Below are 16,156 nucleotides of genomic sequence, written 5' to 3' on the forward strand. Positions count from 1 at the left end.
AGTAATAAATAAAAGCTATTTATTACTAACAATAATATTTCATGATGGTTCATTCTAAGAGCTTGCCTAAATTTCGCTTGGGTCAGATCTGAGAGTTTCTTTTGGGAAAATAGGCCGGAAGAAAATGCGAAGATAACCTGATAATATATTCTAACTGGCTATTAGACAGATTATTTTATTTTCTCAAATTGGTATATATGAATAATGTCTTTTACATCATTCCCTTTACGGGGACTTTTTAATATATCGGTAAATTTATATTTGTCGGAATATTTACCGGCAATATGAGGATAGTCTTTTTCTCCCACCAACAAATATCCTTCTTCCGGTTGTTCTTTTTCAAATTCGACAACTCTGTTGTCATTGTAGAAATTGATAATGAAGAAACGCATCATCGGAGCTCCGACATAGGAATATATTTTCCCTTCAGGAATAAGCTCTTCTACTTGTTGTGCAAAAGGACGCATTGATTTGGCATTAAGTATTGTCGGTAAAATCGTGGCATCTAAAAGGATTTGCAACCAAAAGAATAGTGCTACTACCGAATATAGATAGCGGTTATTTAAAGATAATTCTCGTTTGTTCTTATATACTTGATAAAGAACTATTATTAAAATTATTACACATCCGACACTGACGAAATCCCATGAGGAATGGAATGCGTCAATGTAGTAGATTATATCTTCTGGAAAGTTACCCGAGTTTGTCAGATACGGTAATACCCATCCGGATTTAAGAACTATGAATATGATAAGTACCAGACCCGTCAAGATAGATAAGAATATGCCGAATGCTCTCCAAACTTTTTGATGCTTTTTTAGTAGGTAAAGCATATATTCTGCGAGAAAGAATGCAAGGAAAGGATAAATCGGCAATAAATATACAGACCGTTTACTTTTAGGAATACAATAGAAAACGAAAATTACCGCGAAAGCAAGAAATGTAAAAAGCCTTATGGGGTCTGTGTTTTTGACGGCAGATTTTAATTTGTTCCACCATGTCTTAACAGAAAGATTGGGGGAAGAATATTTTAGAGCAAAAAGAGAGAATAGTACTAATATCGACCAAGGAATAAAACCTGCAATAGTTGTATAAATGTAATAAATAATAGGTTGTTCATGGGATTCGTATGACATCTTGCCTAAAAATCTTCCGAAATTTTCTTCCATAACCAAATTTATAAATTCACTGCCACCTTGTTGATAAGCTAAATAATACCAAATAGCAGGTAATATGCATGATATTAAGGCTGTAATCAACAGTTTATAGAAAAGCTTCCAGAAATTTTCGTTTCGTAGCAACAAATATGCTCCGGTAACGGCACACGGAAGAATAATTCCTACAGGCCCTTTGGTCAAGGTTGCAGCACCCATAAACAACGTTGCAATTAGAGGAATTCCTTTTAGATTTTTCTCTGTCCATTGATATAGTTGGAATAGTGCTAATATGATAAACAAGGCCAGTACCATATCAACACGAGAAGCCATAGCTGCCCGATGAATCTCAAATGCAGACAAGAATAGCAAAGAAGTCAAAAATGCAAGGTTGTTATTCGTCCTTTTGGCATAAAATAAGAATGTAAACAATGCAATAATAATTGCTGATAAAGCTGACGGAAATCTGGAGGTAAATTCTGTCACTTCTCCTGCCAAAAATGACGTTACGGCAATTGCCCAATGGAACATGGGTGGTTTGTAAGCCATATCTCCGCCATTATTTTCGGGTAATATCCAATTTCCACTATCTAACATTGAAACAGCAACAATGGCTTCTCGGGGTTCTCCTTTTGTATGAAAATCTGTCAGACCGATAAAAGGGATAAGAGTTAAAATACTGATTGTTATCAATAGTATTCCGAGTGTCGATTTAGAGTCAAGTTTCATGTTATATATTTTTATTTAAACTCTTATTGTTTAGTTTTAAATGTAATAAACTTATTCAATATATAATTGGATATTGTATAAACTATCATTGCCGGAATTTGAGCCCAATTTGCATTGATTTTGCAATATTCAACTAATGTTCGAAAGCATACGAACTGGATTCCGTAACAGAGTACGAAAATAAGAAAAAAATAGATTGCTTCACGGATAATATTCCCTCCGTTTTTTCGGAACACCCATAATTTGTTCCAAAAAAAACTGTTGATAAGTCCCGCTATATAAGCGATAAGATTAGATATATACTCGTTTATATCTATCCAATTATACAATATGTAAAAAATCGCCAGAGATAATCCTGTATTTATGCATCCGACAATTGCAAATTTTATTAACTGGATAAATGTCTTATCTTTAAAAATGTTGGATTTGTATCGTTCCATGAAATTCTGCTAATTAGATTCATCATCATTCCCATGTAGAACAGGAAGTCCCCAGTGATATTTAACTGCAGCAAAACGTGTGAGTATAACACTTGCTGCGGCAATAGATTGGGTTATTTCGTCCGGCAGTTGCAAGGTATAGCACCCCCAATAAAATATTCCGCCAACAATGCAGGCTAACGCATAAATGTCTTTCCTAAAAATCAGAGGTTCTTCGTTGATGAGTATATCACGAATTATTCCACCGAAAGCACCGGTTATAGTACCCATAACTATTGCCACCCAAAACGGATATCCTACAGCTAATGATTTTTGAATACCAACAACGACAAACAGTGCCAGCCCGATAGAGTCGAAAACGAAAAATGTATTTTGCAGACGGATTAAAAATTTTCCGAAAACGATGACGGCGACAAGAGCAATACCTGTTACTGTCAGATAGATACTGTTCTGCATCCAGAAAGGGGGAAGGTTTAATAATAAATCACGTAAAGTTCCGCCTCCGATCGCTGTCACTAATCCTACGACATAGGCTCCGAACCAATCAAACTGTTTTGCGGAAGCTAAACGTATGCCGCTTATTGCAAAAGCCAATGTTCCAATGATTTCGATAATGGAAACGAATGTATTCCCCATGATTTTTGAGTTAGATCGTACAAAAATACAAAAAACGTTGGAATAATCAACTGAAATCGGAATAATAGTATCTATTTATCTGATTATGAGTTTATTATGATAAAGTCTTGGAAATGTGAAAAATGGTAATTCTGCAAAGAATCATAAGGTAATGGAATAGAACGGTTGTCTAATTATTGCCCAATAATGGAGTAAGATTTTTCTTTGTATCGTCACATTTTATAGTTCTGTAATATTTTTATGATAACGAATTTCGTAGTATGAAAATATTGGATTTTGTGAAGTTTGTTTAAGGTGTTGTTCTAAATGAACAAAAAATTGAGGGTTGAAACTCTAAAACATACTCCTAAGTCGTAATAATTCACTCGTAGAGTGCTTATTGTTGCAACTTTTTACTAATTTTACAGTTGGGTATGGATTATTTTTTTCAATACATATGATGGGACAAAAGAAAAAGCGTTATGCTTATCTTGTACTTGAAAACGTAATAAATTTTCAATTAGACGCAAGGATAGTATATTGGCTCTCATGCATATAGCATGAGGTGCTATTGTTACACTGCATCTATGTGATCTAATAATAAACATTCCTATAAATGGTATTATATGAATACGGATAAGAAGAGTAAATAATAAGCATTGATTGAGTTATATACATCATTAAATACACTGAATATGAAAAAGTTTATATTATTTTGTGTATCAATGTTCATTGGTATCATATTATTTGTTCACAGTAATTCAGAGCATCTAACTTTCAAAGGTGTTATTGCAGAAAGATGGATATAGACAATATTCTTGTTGCTGAAATATTATGATAAAATAAACTCCTATATCGTTCGTTCGGCGCTATGGATGATTGTAATCATTGTTATAATTGAACAATATTGTAATGATTGAAGAATTAGTTGATATAATAGCTATGGTAATTGCTTTAATATTGATTCTGTGGCTTTACATTTTCCTTCCTATTAAAATGGCAAGGAAGAGGGGGCGTAGTGCGTTTGGTTGGGTTGTGCTCTTTGGGATTATTTCTCCACTCTGGGGAATAATTGTGTTACATGTTTTAGGTGATAGCAAACAGAAAATTCGAAAAGATATAATCGAAGAACTTCATCGGAATTAGTAAGTGAATTGGCATATGAATCTTTTACTTGCCATAATTGTGAGTGCTGTTGTTATTTCTGTTGTAATTATAGCAACGATCAGAAAACGACTTAAAGTTAAGTCCAACGAGTTATTAGAGCAGATAAAAGGATTAATTTCATATAGCGATAGATCTAATTATGAGCAAGCAAAAGAGAGATTATCAGCATTCAATAAAGAAACATTTATTGATATTCCCACCGACCTGAACAACACTTTTTGTGGTAAAATAATCACTGCAACGCAGGAAAAAGATTTTATCAATCATTACAAACCACATTTTCAAGAAGCATATTCACTCGTTAAGAAACTTGAAGCTTTCAATATCACTCTATCTGAAACCATTTCCAAATTCATCAATGATTTTGGAGTCATCAATAAACTTGTAAAACAGCATAATGAGGGCGTTATTACATTTTTGCTTGACACTCATAAAGATTTTTTCGACCATTGTCTAAAATATCCATTAGACCAGCAACAAAGACGTTCAATCGTTTCAGAGGAAGATAATTGCTTGGTCGTTAGTAGTGCAGGTAGCGGGAAGACCTCTTCTATTATTGGAAAAGTCAAGTATCTAACAGATGTAAAAGGTATTGCACCTCATAGAATCTTATTAATTAGTTACACGAACAAAGCAGCAGCCGAACTTACGGAAAGAATGGCTACTGATGGTTTGAAAGGTTATACATTTCATAAATTAGCCATTGATATTATCGGAAGAGCAACAGGTATAAAACCCTCTATTTGCGACAATACTGATGCCTTATTCATAGATATTTATCACACTTTATTAGGAAATAAGGCTTTTAAGAATAGTGTAGTAGAATATTTTATTGATTACCAAACTAATGAGACGGATTGGGAAAAGCGCAAAAACGAAAGACAAGAGCAACTATCAGAACAAAAAAATGTACAGCTAAAAGCGATGTTTCCCGATATGGATGGTAGAGCCATATATGTGAGAAGTGAACAGGAGCAAAAGATATGCTTTGTTTTATCATCACTTGGAGTAAAATTTAGATATGAAGAACCATACGAACATCAATTAGCAGATGAAATGCACTCTCAATATCGTCCCGATTTTTCTATATACTTCGAGCAGAAGGGAGTAACCAAACGGATTTATTTGGAACATTTTGGAGTTGATGAACATAGTCTTGTCCCTGCTTGGTTTGCAAAAGACAAGAACATAACATACGAAGAAGCCAATCAAAAATATGATGATGGTATAACTTGGAAGAAGGCTGCTCATGAGAAATTTGGCACTCAGCTTTTAGTAACATCAAGTGCTGATTTCCATTATTCTGATATAAGGAATAAACTCAAAAAAATATTAGAGGATGTGGGTGTACCAATTCAAGAGAAAACAAATGAAGAATTGTATGGTTTGATTTTGCCCAAAGGTAGTAAGCAAGAAAAGGCGTTTATACGGCTTGTAGCTACTTTTGTAACATTGGTAAAATCAAGTTGTAAATCTGTTAAAGAAGTTCTGAAGCAAGCAAAGAATGCAGATGATGAACGAAGTGTTTTTATTATCAAAAATATATTTCAACCTGTATATGAACGTTATATAAGTGCATTAAGCGATAGTAACCAAATTGATTTTACCGATGCGATTCTTCAAGCTACAGAAATATGTCGTGCTTCACACCCTGTTGAGTATGATTATATCATTGTGGACGAGTTTCAAGATATATCGGTTGACCGTTACAATTTCTTAAAAGTATTGCGAGAGGGAAATCCGCCTGCAAAGTTGTATTGTGTGGGCGATGACTGGCAGTCCATATATCGTTTTTCGGGAAGTGATATGGCTCTTTTTAATCAATTTCCTGAATATTTTGGAGCAACAGAAATAAATAAAATTGAAACTACATATAGATTTGGAGAGCCTTTGGTTTCGTTGTCCTCTTACTTTATACAGCGCAATAAAGCCCAAATACAAAAGGATATACACTCATTCGATTCTGAAATGAAAACAGAATTGGAGTTCTATTCTTATGATAGGCGAGATTATTGCAATATGATAGGGCAACTTGTTGCTTCTATTCCATCAGATAAATCAATATTTTTATTGGGACGTTATTCCTTTGACGATTATTACCTCTCTTTTATGTATCAATCCATTAAAGAGGGCAATAGGTTCTTTTATGTGATAGGAGGACGAAAAATCGAGTTTTTGACCATACATAAATCAAAAGGTCTTGAAGCGGATTATGTAATACTCTTACAATGTAACAAAGATACATATGGTTTCCCTTCTCTTGTGAGTGATGACCCTGTGCTTAACTACGTACTCACTAAAAGCGACCAATTCCCATATGGAGAAGAGCGTAGATTGTTTTATGTAGCAATAACAAGGGCAAAGATGAAAACTCTTGTATTATATGACAAACGTTTTCCCTCTGTATTTGTGGATGAATTCTTGCATCCTGAAAAACTTTCAGAAGAAAGTTATGTAAAACATCCCAATGCCAATAAGAGATGGACAAGAAGTGCAGACCAATTTCTATTAAAACTACATAGTGAGGGCAAGAGTGTGAAGTATATTGCAGCTAAAATGGGCAGAAGCCAAACTTCAATCGTAATGCGATTGAACAAGCTAAACCAATAGGATATTTTATTTTTTCAATGATACAGTATATGTATCGGATTATTCTATAACCTTTGTGGTATTAAAAGGTTAACAATGAAGAATTCAGAAATATGAACAGTTGCTATATCATTCCCCAATTTTTAAGCAATCTAATCAACATATTTGTTCTAAATAAGTTATCTTTCTTGCAGAAATACAAAAAAAATATTCCTTGAAAAGCTAAAACGGGAATAAGTGTCATAATTTATATTTTCCCGAAATAATTCAAATATGGAGTTTTCGTTTTAGGTAAAATGCTGTATCTTCGTTTGCTATTTTATAACTGTACGATGTATTTTAGTTTGAAGAAATATATATTGCTTTTCTTTTTCCTATTTTCTTTTTTAAGTATAGAAGCGACATCCCCTAAATACGAGATAAGAGGGGTTTGGTTGACTACTAATTGGGGCTTGGACTGGCCGAAAAAGATTATAAAAACGGAAAAAGATATAAAAAGGCAACAAGAAGAATTATGTTATTTGCTGGATCAAGTCCAAAAAATGAATATGAATGTCGTCTTTTTTCAGACTCGATTGCGGGGCGATGTTTTATATTCTTCTCGGTATGAACCATGGAGTTCTGTTCTTACGGGTATATCGGGGAAAAATCCCGGATATGATCCTCTCCGTTTTGTTGTCGAAGAATGTCATAGAAGAGGACTTCAATGTCATGCTTGGCTTGTTTGCATGCCATTGGGGACTTCCCGTCAAATAAAAAATCAAGGTAAAAGTTCTGTGGTATCAAAATATCCGGATATGTGTAAATATTGGGACAGAGAATGGTATCTTGATCCCGGAAATCCGAAGACTGCTTTATACCTTGCATCTATTGCTGGAGAGATTGTCTCGAATTATGGTGTGGATGGAATACATCTCGATTATATTCGGTATCCTGATAAAGCCGGTTTTCCTGATAGGAAGACATATCTGAAGTACGGTTCTTCCGATAAGACTTTGAATCAGTGGCGTAGAGAGAATATCAATAAAATCGTATATACGGTTTATGATTCTATAAAGAAAATTGATCCGGCAGTGAAATTAAGCAGTGCTGTCATCGGAAAATATAATACGCTTCCGGTATTTTCTTCTTTAGGGTGGAGCGGAATAGAGAGTGTTCATCAAGACCCGGTAGAATGGCTGAAACAGAATAAGCATGACTTTATTGTTCCGATGATGTATTTTTCCGAGCGTTCTTTTTATCCTTTTTTGATAGATTGGGTAAAACATTGTGCGGGACATCCGATAGTTTCCGGATTAGGAGCATATAGGCTTTGTGCGGATGACGGAGATTGGCGACTGCAAGATTTTATGCGTCAAGTTTATGACGGTCGCAAGTATGGAGTAGGGGGACAAGCTTACTATCGTTTAGAAAATTTGATAAATAACGAGAAGTTTGTATATACAGCAATTTTACAAGCATATCGCTATCCGGCATTATATCCTCCGATGAATTATATGGGGAAAACATTGCCTTGTGCGCCTGATTCTTTGTGTGTAGAATATAAAACGCTATCGACTTTTCTATATTGGGATTCTGTAACAAATGTGCGGGAATATGTTTTATATGGAAGTGATAGTTATCCGGTAAATACAAATGATCCGGCAAATATTATTGCTTCAGGAATACGTGGATGCTCTTTTGAAACTTCTCTGAAAAAACGTTTTTATGCAGTGACGGCTGTAGATATGTATCATCAGGAGAGTATTCCTGTGCAAATGTCGTTTCCTGAGATTTATTATAAAGGTGCAGATAATGAAGTCGTTTTGTCGAATACATTGAAAAACTTTGATAGAATTGCTATTTTTAATATTTTTGGAAAAAAGATCTATGAAGGAAAGTTTAAAATTTCAATAAAAACAGATGGCCTATTTTCAGGCGTTTATCGAGTCGAACTATATAATAATCGAGGTAAGGAAGAAAAAATATTAATTGTCAACTGAAAAATAATATGATGTATCCATTAAAATTTGAAGTTATCCTCAAAAGTATTTTATGGGGAGGAAGTGAGATTTGCAAGTTTAAAAATTTAAGCACAAAGCTTAATGGAATCGGTGAGAGTTGGGAAATTTCTCAAGTAAAGGACAATGTCTCAGTTATTGCAAATGGAGAGTATAAAGGGAAAAATCTGACAGAACTTATACAAGAAAAAGGCGCTGAATTACTCGGTCAGCATGTTTTGGATAGGTTTGGAGATAAATTTCCTTTATTAATTAAGTTTATCGATGCTAGGGATAATTTGTCGATTCAGGTTCATCCGAATGATAAGTTGGCTAAAGAGCGCCATAATTCATTTGGTAAAACAGAAATGTGGTATGTTATTTCTGCACAAGAAGGAGCTGGGTTGTATTCAGGTTTTTCTAAGCAAATTACTCCGGATGAATATGTCGAACGGGTAGAAAATAATACGATTATGGATGTCCTTCAATTCCATCCGGTTAAGAGTGGAGACGTATTTTTCTTGCCTGCAGGAAGAATTCATGCGATCGGGAAAGGGATATTTATTGCTGAGATACAGCAAACTTCTGATATTACATACCGGATTTATGATTATAATCGAAAAGATGCCAATGGAAAAGGGCGAGAATTGCATACGGCCTTAGCAAAAGATGCGATTGATTATAAAATGTATTCTGATCTGAAAACAGAATATACTCATCAAGAAAATGAACCGGTATTGTTGGCCAATTGTCCTTATTTTACGACGAATTTGTTGGAGATAAATAGTGAAAAGACTGTAAAGAGAGAAATTGCAGATAAAGATTCTTTCGTTATTTATATTTGTATGGAAGGAGAGGCTGTTATGGTTGATAATAACGGATGTAAGACAGAGCTCCATCGGGGAGAGACGGTTTTAGTTCCAGCATCCACAAGCTTCATAGATTTATCGACGACACAATCGGTTAAGTTGTTGGAATGTTATATTCCTCGATAATAATAGAATTCCTTATAAAAGAGATTGATTAGTATTGTAGTGGAAGATTCTTTTGTTATAATGAACAAAATCTTCCGCTATTTGTTTATTTACAAAAAATGTATGATATGAATAGGTATGTTATAATTATTTTTGTTTTGATATTAGGCTTTTCTTTGGATGCCTGCAAACATACAAAACAAAAAAGTCCTGTCGTCCAGGAGTCGTCTGTATCTGAAGATTCTGTAAAGTATATTTATGAGGGTATTTTGCCTGCAGCCGATGCTGCCGGAATACGTTACACGTTGACGATTTCAGCTCCTCAAAATAGCGGAGACGGTACATTTGTCCTACAACAAGCTTATTTAGGAACAGGGGAAAAAGATACAATATTTACAACTACGGGAAGACGTTATACCCATAGGGGAGACGCAAATGATATAAACGCAACAGTCTGGCAATTGAAATCTGATAATGGAAATGAGATATTCAATTTCTTGTATGAGAATGACTCGACTTTGATATTATTAAATGAGAATTTTGAAAAAAGTGATTCTGAATTAAATTATTCTCTTCGCTTAGTTAAATAGTAAAAAGCCAGTTCGAAAAAGGACTGGCTTTTTTATTGTCTCCCTCTAATTCTAGTAGAATAAATGTTGTATCTTGGTATAAGCAATTGAATAAGTCCGTTGTTTCTGTTCTCGATTTACAGTTTATTTTAGAATATTTTCTATTTCGCATAATTCGTCAGGAGTAAACTCCGCGTTATCTAGGGCTTTTAGATTATCTTTTAATTGAGTTACTGAGCTTGCCCCGATGATGACACTGGTTACCCGATTGTCTTTTAATAGCCATGCTAATGCCATTTCTGCGAGAGTTTGTCCTCTTTGTTCCGCTAAATCGTTTAGCAATTTTATTTTAGCAATTTTATCTTCTGTAACTTGATCTGATCGTAAATGTCCGGTAGATTTTGCCGCTCTTGAATTTTCAGGAATCCCATGTAGATATTTATTTGTCAGTAGACCTTGAGCTAATGGCGAAAATGCGATCATGCCTACTCCGTTTTCATCTAAGAGTTGTAGCAGCTCGGGTTCTACCCATCTATCGAACATCGAATACCGGGCTTGATGTATCAGACATGGTACTTTCATTTCTTTAAGAACAGATATGGCTGTTCGGGTTTGCTCTGCATTATAATTCGAAATGCCTACATATAGGGCTTTCCCTTGATGCACCATGTCAGCTAAGGCACACATAGTTTCTTCTATCGGAGTTTCCGGATCAGGGCGATGAGAATAAAATATATCGACGTAATCGATTCCCATTCTTTTCAAGCTTTGATCCAGACTTGCCATCAAATATTTACGGCTTCCCCAATTTCCATAAGGTCCTGGCCACATATCATATCCGGCTTTGGAAGAGATAATCAGTTCGTCTCTATACAATCCTAATCCTTTTTTTAATATTTGTCCGAAATTTTCTTCTGCCGAACCGTATGTAGGGCCATAATTATTTGCCAGATCGAAATGTGTTATTCCGTTATCGAAAGCTGTATATGCAATTTGAACGAAATTATTGAATACATCTACACTTCCGAAATTATGCCATAATCCTAAAGAAATAGCAGGCAACAATAGTCCGCTTTTACCACAGCGGCGATAAGTCATTGTATCGTACCTGTTATCGGATGCTTTGTAATTTTCCATTATTGTTATTTTGAAGGTTAATGAACAAAGATATGTGTTTTTTTGTAAAGATGTGATATTAATAAAAAAAGAGATTCCAAGTTTTCCTGAAATCTCTTTCTCTGTTAAAAAAAATATTATAACATTTCAACGGATCGTTTAATAAACTGACTTAAAGCTTCACCTTTTAACATATTGTTGGATAACAGTGCCAAATCAACTAATTGACGAACCAACTTATGTTTGTTGGCATACTGTGTAAGTAGTTCGGATTCTTTTTTCCGTAAAGAGTCGACTTCTTTTTCTTTATTTCGAAGTTCTTCTTTTTCAGTAACGGGAATCTCTTCGTCTTTTTTCCCTTTCGATGCTTCCTGAAGTTTGGCGATAGCATCATTCAGTTCATTAATTTCTTTTTGTATAGGTTCTATTTCTGCATGACAGTCCTTTTCTGTTTCTTCTATTACTTTTTTAGACAAAGGATGTTCTGTATTTATTATTAAATTGAAACTGTCAGGCATCTCTCCGTAGAAATTCATTCCCGGTTGCATGGCCGACATGTCTTTCATTCGGCGCATAAACTCGTTTTGGGTTATAATGACTGGCTGAGATTGTTCTCCCAAAGCTTCAAACATCACCATAAATTCGGCTTTTTCCAAAGTCGGTATTTGAGATTTGAATACTGTGGTCATCATATTTCTTTGAGCGGCATCTAAAGAAACTTCGGTTTTGTCATTTTTCCGGACAAGATTGTCTATGATGTCACTATCAACTCTCACAAAACGGCTTTTTTCCAATTTTTGTTCAAGTAGTCCGATAAAATGAATGTCCAGTTGACCATCCATCAATAAAACATCATAGCCTTTAGATTTGGCTATCTCGATATAGCTGTATTGTGCAACGGCATCTGTAGCGTAAATATATATCAAATTCTTGTCTTTATCCGTCTGATTCGCCTCGATCAGAGTTTTATATTCTTCGAGCGTATAATATTTTTTGTCCGTGTCTTTTAATAAAGCGAATTTTTGTGCCCGATCATAAAATTTTTCATCAGACAGCATTCCGTATTCGATGAAGAGCTTGATATCATCCCATTTTTCTTCGAATTGTTTTCGTTCGTTATTGAATATTTCTTGAAGTCTGTCTGCAACTTTTTTCGTGATGTAAGTGGAAATCTTCTTGACATTAGAATCGCTTTGCAGGTAAGACCTGGAAACATTTAGTGGAATATCAGGTGAATCGATGACCCCTTGCAACAACATTAAAAAATCAGGAACGATTCCCTCTACAGAGTCGGTAACAAATACTTGGTTGGAGTAAAGCTGTATTCGGTTTTTATTTATATCGAGGTTATTCTTTATTTTGGGGAAATAAAGAATACCTGTCAGCTTGAACGGATAATCAACGTTTAGATGTATCCAAAACAAAGGCTCATCTAACGAGGGATATAAATCATGATAGAATTTACGATAGTCTTCTTCTGTCAGTTCTGTCGGTTTCTTTGTCCATGCAGGTGTCGTATCGTTTATGATTTTATCCTTATCCGTATCAACATATTTACCGTCTTTCCACTCTTGTTCTTTACCGAAAATGACCGGAACAGGAAGGAATCGGCAGTATTTCTTCAATAAAGACTCAATTTTTGAGTCTTCGAGAAATTCTTTGTTCTCATCATCAATATATAACACGATGTCTGTGCCGCGTTCTTTTTTGTCAATTTCAGACATTGTATATTCCGGAGAACCATCGCAGCTCCACATTACCGGTTTGGCGTTTTCTTGATAAGAAAGAGTTCTGATTTCTACTTTCTTAGCGACCATGAAAGAAGAATAAAATCCTAAACCGAAATGCCCGATAATAGCATTGGCATCATTTTTATACTTGTTCAGAAATTCTTCAGCTCCGGAAAATGCAATTTGATTGATGTATTTGTCGATCTCTTCTGCTGTCATTCCGATTCCATGATCCGATATTGTAAGAGTACCTTCTTTTTTGTCGATAGATACTTTCACGTTCATTTCGCCTAATTCTCCTTTAAAATCTCCGAAAGAAGATAAGGTCTTTAATTTTTGAGTTGCATCTACTGCATTCGAAACGAGTTCACGTAAAAAAATCTCGTGATCACTGTACAAGAACTTTTTAATAATGGGGAAGATATTATCCGTTGTGACCCCGATAGTTCCTTTTTGCATAGCTATATTATTTTTTAAAGTTAAATTTTATCACAATCGTTTGTAGAAAAACAAAAAAAATGCCAGACCAACCGGTCTGACATTTTGACTTATTCATTATTATTTTGTCATTCTTTGTCGCTATGTACAGAAGAAACGATCTTTTCTTCTTGCTTATCATAATCGATGATTATTGTGTCTCCTTCTTTTATTGAATCTCGTATTATCAACTCTGCAATCTCATCTTCCAAGTATTTTTGTATCGCTCTTTTTAAAGGGCGAGCTCCAAACTGAATATCATACCCCTTAGAGGCTACGAATTCTTTTGCCGCATCGGTCAACGTGAATTTATAGCCCAATGCTTGCATTCTTTGATAAAATCCTTTTAATTCGAGATCGATGATCTTATAGATTGCTTCTTTGTCGAGTTGGTCAAACATGATTATATCATCGACACGGTTCAGAAATTCCGGAGAAAACGCCTTGTTCAAAGCTTTTTGTATAATACTTCTCGAAAATTCTTTATCCTCTAATGAAGCAGATGTAGAGAAACCGACACCTCGTCCGAAGTCCTTCAGTTGACGAGTTCCTATGTTGGAAGTCATGATAAGAATCGTATTTTTGAAATCGACTTTCCTTCCTAAACTATCTGTCAATCGTCCTTCATCCATTACTTGCAGCAGTAAATTGAATACGTCGGGATGAGCTTTTTCTAACTCGTCTAATAAAATTACAGAATAAGGTTTCCGTCTGACTTTCTCTGTTAATTGTCCTCCTTCTTCGTATCCTACATATCCGGGAGGTGCGCCTATTAATCTGGATACACTGAATTTTTCCATGTATTCGCTCATGTCTACTCGAATCAGAGCATCTTTAGAGTCGAACAGATATTCTGCCAGTATTTTTGCCAGATGAGTTTTCCCTACACCCGTAGGACCTAAGAACATGAATGTCCCGATCGGTTTATTGGGATCTTTCAGTCCAACTCGGTTTCTTCGGATAGCTTTTACTATTTTATCTACAGCATTGTCCTGTCCTATGATAGCTTGGCGTAAAGTATCACCCATGTGTAATAACTTGGTGCTTTCTGCACTGGCAATTCGCTGTACCGGTATTCCTGACATCATTGCAACTACTTCTGCTATTTTTTCTTCGTCTACGATTTCTCGATGCTCTTGGAGTTCTTCTTCCCATTTTTGCTTGGCAGTTTCCAGTTGAGCCTGAATATCTTTTTCTTTGTCCCTAAAACTTGCCGCTAATTCATAATTTTGGGATTTTACGGCTTTTATTTTTTCTTCCCGTATCGTTTCTATTTGAGCTTCGAGTGTCTCTATTTCTTTAGGTACTACGATATTTGATATATGTACACGCGAACCCGCTTCATCCATTGCATCTATGGCCTTATCCGGAAAATTACGATCACTGATATAACGTTCGGTCAGTTTTACGCAAGCTTTTAATGCTTCCGGTGTGTAGGAGACATTATGGTGGTCTTCATAACGGCCTTTAATGTTATTTAATATTTGTAATGTCTCTTCTGGCGTCGTCGGATCTACCATTATCTTTTGGAATCTCCGTTCCAATGCACCGTCTTTTTCTATACTTTTTCGGTATTCATCTAATGTCGTAGCTCCTATGCATTGAATTTCGCCCCGAGCTAAAGCCGGTTTTAACATATTTGCCGCATCCAAAGTTCCGGTTGCGCCACCAGCACCTACAATAGTATGAATTTCGTCTATAAAAAGTATTATATCCGGATTCTTTGTCAGTTCGTTCAATATAGCTTTAATACGTTCTTCAAATTGTCCGCGATATTTAGTCCCTGCAACAATAGAGGCCATGTCCAAAGATATAACCCGTTTATCGAATAAAACACGAGATACTTTTCTTTGGATAATACGTAAAGCCAAACCTTCTACGATAGCAGATTTGCCGACCCCCGGTTCTCCTATCAATACAGGATTATTTTTTTTGCGCCGACTTAAGACCTGAGCTAACCTTTCGATTTCCTTCTCACGGCCGACAACCGGATCTAATCGGTTTTCTTCTGCTGCTTTTGTCATGTCAGTACCGAAATTATCGAGAACCGGTGTATCAGCAGATGTTTTTCCGGGAGAAGTTGTCGCTTTTTGCTGTTCGTTTTTATATCGTTTTTCTTCTTCGAATTCATCATCGTCATCATCTGCAAATTCAGCTCCCATTAATGGCGTGTCAGATAAAGGCTTGGCCATTTTAAAATATTCCATAACTTCCTGATATGTCACATCACAATCTTTTAGGGAACGTGTAGCCGGCGTATCGGGATCTTTTAGTATTGCTAATAAAAGGTGTTCGGTATCCGTTGTGTCACTCTTTAAAATTCGAGCCTCCAAGATGCTCATTTTTAATACTTTGTCCGTGCTTTTGCTGATTGTAATCTCATCTCCGGCATTAATATGATCGTTTGATAATCTTAAATCTTTTTCAACGGAAGCTTTCAGCTCGGTCAATTGGACTCCGAGATGCCGCAAAGCCTCTATGGCTTTTCCAGAACCGTCTCTCAGGATTCCCAGCAAAAGGTGTTCCGGACCGATATATGAGTTTTGTAAGCGTTCGGCTTCTTCTCGGCTATATCCAAGAACATCTTTAACTCTTTGTGAAAAGTTTCTTTCCATGT

The 16,156-nt window shown here is 35.5% G+C and carries 11 protein-coding genes; 5 read left to right on the forward strand and 6 right to left on the reverse strand.

What is annotated here, in order from left to right; genetic code table 11:
- Positions 1-170: 170 nt before the first annotated feature.
- From QUE35_RS01895 to QUE35_RS01900, 3 genes are read right to left on the reverse strand one after another with little or no spacing between them, the layout of a single operon-like run.
- A complete protein-coding gene (locus QUE35_RS01895) occupies positions 171-1,883 on the reverse strand; it encodes an ArnT family glycosyltransferase (RefSeq protein ID WP_022391178.1) in 1,713 nt (570 codons plus the stop codon).
- Between the two features lie 23 nt (positions 1,884-1,906).
- On the reverse strand, positions 1,907-2,323 hold the full coding sequence (locus QUE35_RS13655) for a GtrA family protein (RefSeq protein WP_009316969.1): 417 nt from the start codon (positions 2,321-2,323) through the stop codon (positions 1,907-1,909).
- A 9-nt stretch (positions 2,324-2,332) separates the two neighbouring features.
- Positions 2,333-2,959 carry a trimeric intracellular cation channel family protein gene (locus QUE35_RS01900; protein WP_022602747.1) on the reverse strand — a complete coding sequence of 209 codons (627 nt, stop codon included), beginning with the start codon at positions 2,957-2,959 and terminating at the stop codon, positions 2,333-2,335.
- An 891-nt stretch (positions 2,960-3,850) separates the two neighbouring features.
- Here QUE35_RS01900 and QUE35_RS01905 point away from each other — a divergent pair.
- The 5 genes from QUE35_RS01905 (at position 3,851) to QUE35_RS01925 (ending at position 10,237) form a co-directional block, all read left to right on the forward strand.
- Positions 3,851-4,084, forward strand: a complete 234-nt coding sequence (locus tag QUE35_RS01905; RefSeq protein WP_022602745.1) for a hypothetical protein — start codon at positions 3,851-3,853, stop codon at positions 4,082-4,084.
- Positions 4,085-4,099: 15 nt separating this feature from the next.
- Positions 4,100-6,715: a UvrD-helicase domain-containing protein gene (locus QUE35_RS01910; protein ID WP_022602743.1), complete on the forward strand. Its 2,616-nt coding sequence runs from the start codon at positions 4,100-4,102 to the stop codon at positions 6,713-6,715.
- Positions 6,716-7,038: 323 nt separating this feature from the next.
- Positions 7,039-8,676 carry a family 10 glycosylhydrolase gene (locus QUE35_RS01915; protein WP_169721144.1) on the forward strand — a complete coding sequence of 546 codons (1,638 nt, stop codon included), beginning with the start codon at positions 7,039-7,041 and terminating at the stop codon, positions 8,674-8,676.
- A gap of 8 nt (positions 8,677-8,684) precedes the next feature.
- Positions 8,685-9,668, forward strand: coding sequence for a type I phosphomannose isomerase catalytic subunit (locus tag QUE35_RS01920; protein WP_031258908.1), 984 nt, complete (start codon positions 8,685-8,687; stop codon positions 9,666-9,668).
- A gap of 107 nt (positions 9,669-9,775) precedes the next feature.
- Positions 9,776-10,237 (forward strand): copper resistance protein NlpE, encoded by a 462-nt coding sequence (locus tag QUE35_RS01925; protein WP_169721143.1) that lies wholly within the window; start codon positions 9,776-9,778, stop codon positions 10,235-10,237.
- 123 nt (positions 10,238-10,360) lie between these two features.
- Here QUE35_RS01925 and mgrA read toward each other — a convergent pair whose 3' ends face one another.
- The 3 genes from mgrA to QUE35_RS01940 form a co-directional block, all read right to left on the reverse strand.
- Entirely contained in the window at positions 10,361-11,353 is a 993-nt protein-coding gene (gene mgrA, locus QUE35_RS01930; RefSeq protein ID WP_022602739.1) for an L-glyceraldehyde 3-phosphate reductase, read from the reverse strand.
- Between the two features lie 116 nt (positions 11,354-11,469).
- Positions 11,470-13,521, reverse strand: coding sequence for a molecular chaperone HtpG (gene htpG / locus QUE35_RS01935; protein WP_022389634.1), 2,052 nt, complete (start codon positions 13,519-13,521; stop codon positions 11,470-11,472).
- Between the two features lie 107 nt (positions 13,522-13,628).
- Positions 13,629-16,154 carry an ATP-dependent Clp protease ATP-binding subunit gene (locus QUE35_RS01940; RefSeq protein ID WP_022602738.1) on the reverse strand — a complete coding sequence of 842 codons (2,526 nt, stop codon included), beginning with the start codon at positions 16,152-16,154 and terminating at the stop codon, positions 13,629-13,631.
- Positions 16,155-16,156 lie beyond the last annotated feature (2 nt).

It is taken from the genome of Coprobacter fastidiosus, from assembly GCF_030296935.1.
Classification (GTDB): Bacteria; Bacteroidota; Bacteroidia; order Bacteroidales; family Coprobacteraceae; genus Coprobacter; species Coprobacter fastidiosus.

Bases quoted from the DNA above. Each gene is read 5' to 3' on its own strand.
- mgrA (WP_022602739.1), bottom strand. From the start codon at position 11,353: ATGGAAAATTACAAAGCATCCGATAACAGGTACGATACAATGACTTAT.
- QUE35_RS01910 (WP_022602743.1), top strand. From the start codon at position 4,100: ATGAATCTTTTACTTGCCATAATTGTGAGTGCTGTTGTTATTTCTGTT.
- QUE35_RS13655 (WP_009316969.1), bottom strand. From the start codon at position 2,323: ATGGAACGATACAAATCCAACATTTTTAAAGATAAGACATTTATCCAG.
- QUE35_RS01905 (WP_022602745.1), top strand. From the start codon at position 3,851: ATGATTGAAGAATTAGTTGATATAATAGCTATGGTAATTGCTTTAATA.
- QUE35_RS01900 (WP_022602747.1), bottom strand. From the start codon at position 2,959: ATGGGGAATACATTCGTTTCCATTATCGAAATCATTGGAACATTGGCT.
- htpG (WP_022389634.1), bottom strand. From the start codon at position 13,521: ATGCAAAAAGGAACTATCGGGGTCACAACGGATAATATCTTCCCCATT.
- QUE35_RS01925 (WP_169721143.1), top strand. From the start codon at position 9,776: ATGAATAGGTATGTTATAATTATTTTTGTTTTGATATTAGGCTTTTCT.
- QUE35_RS01920 (WP_031258908.1), top strand. From the start codon at position 8,685: ATGATGTATCCATTAAAATTTGAAGTTATCCTCAAAAGTATTTTATGG.
- QUE35_RS01895 (WP_022391178.1), bottom strand. From the start codon at position 1,883: ATGAAACTTGACTCTAAATCGACACTCGGAATACTATTGATAACAATC.
- QUE35_RS01940 (WP_022602738.1), bottom strand. From the start codon at position 16,154: ATGGAAAGAAACTTTTCACAAAGAGTTAAAGATGTTCTTGGATATAGC.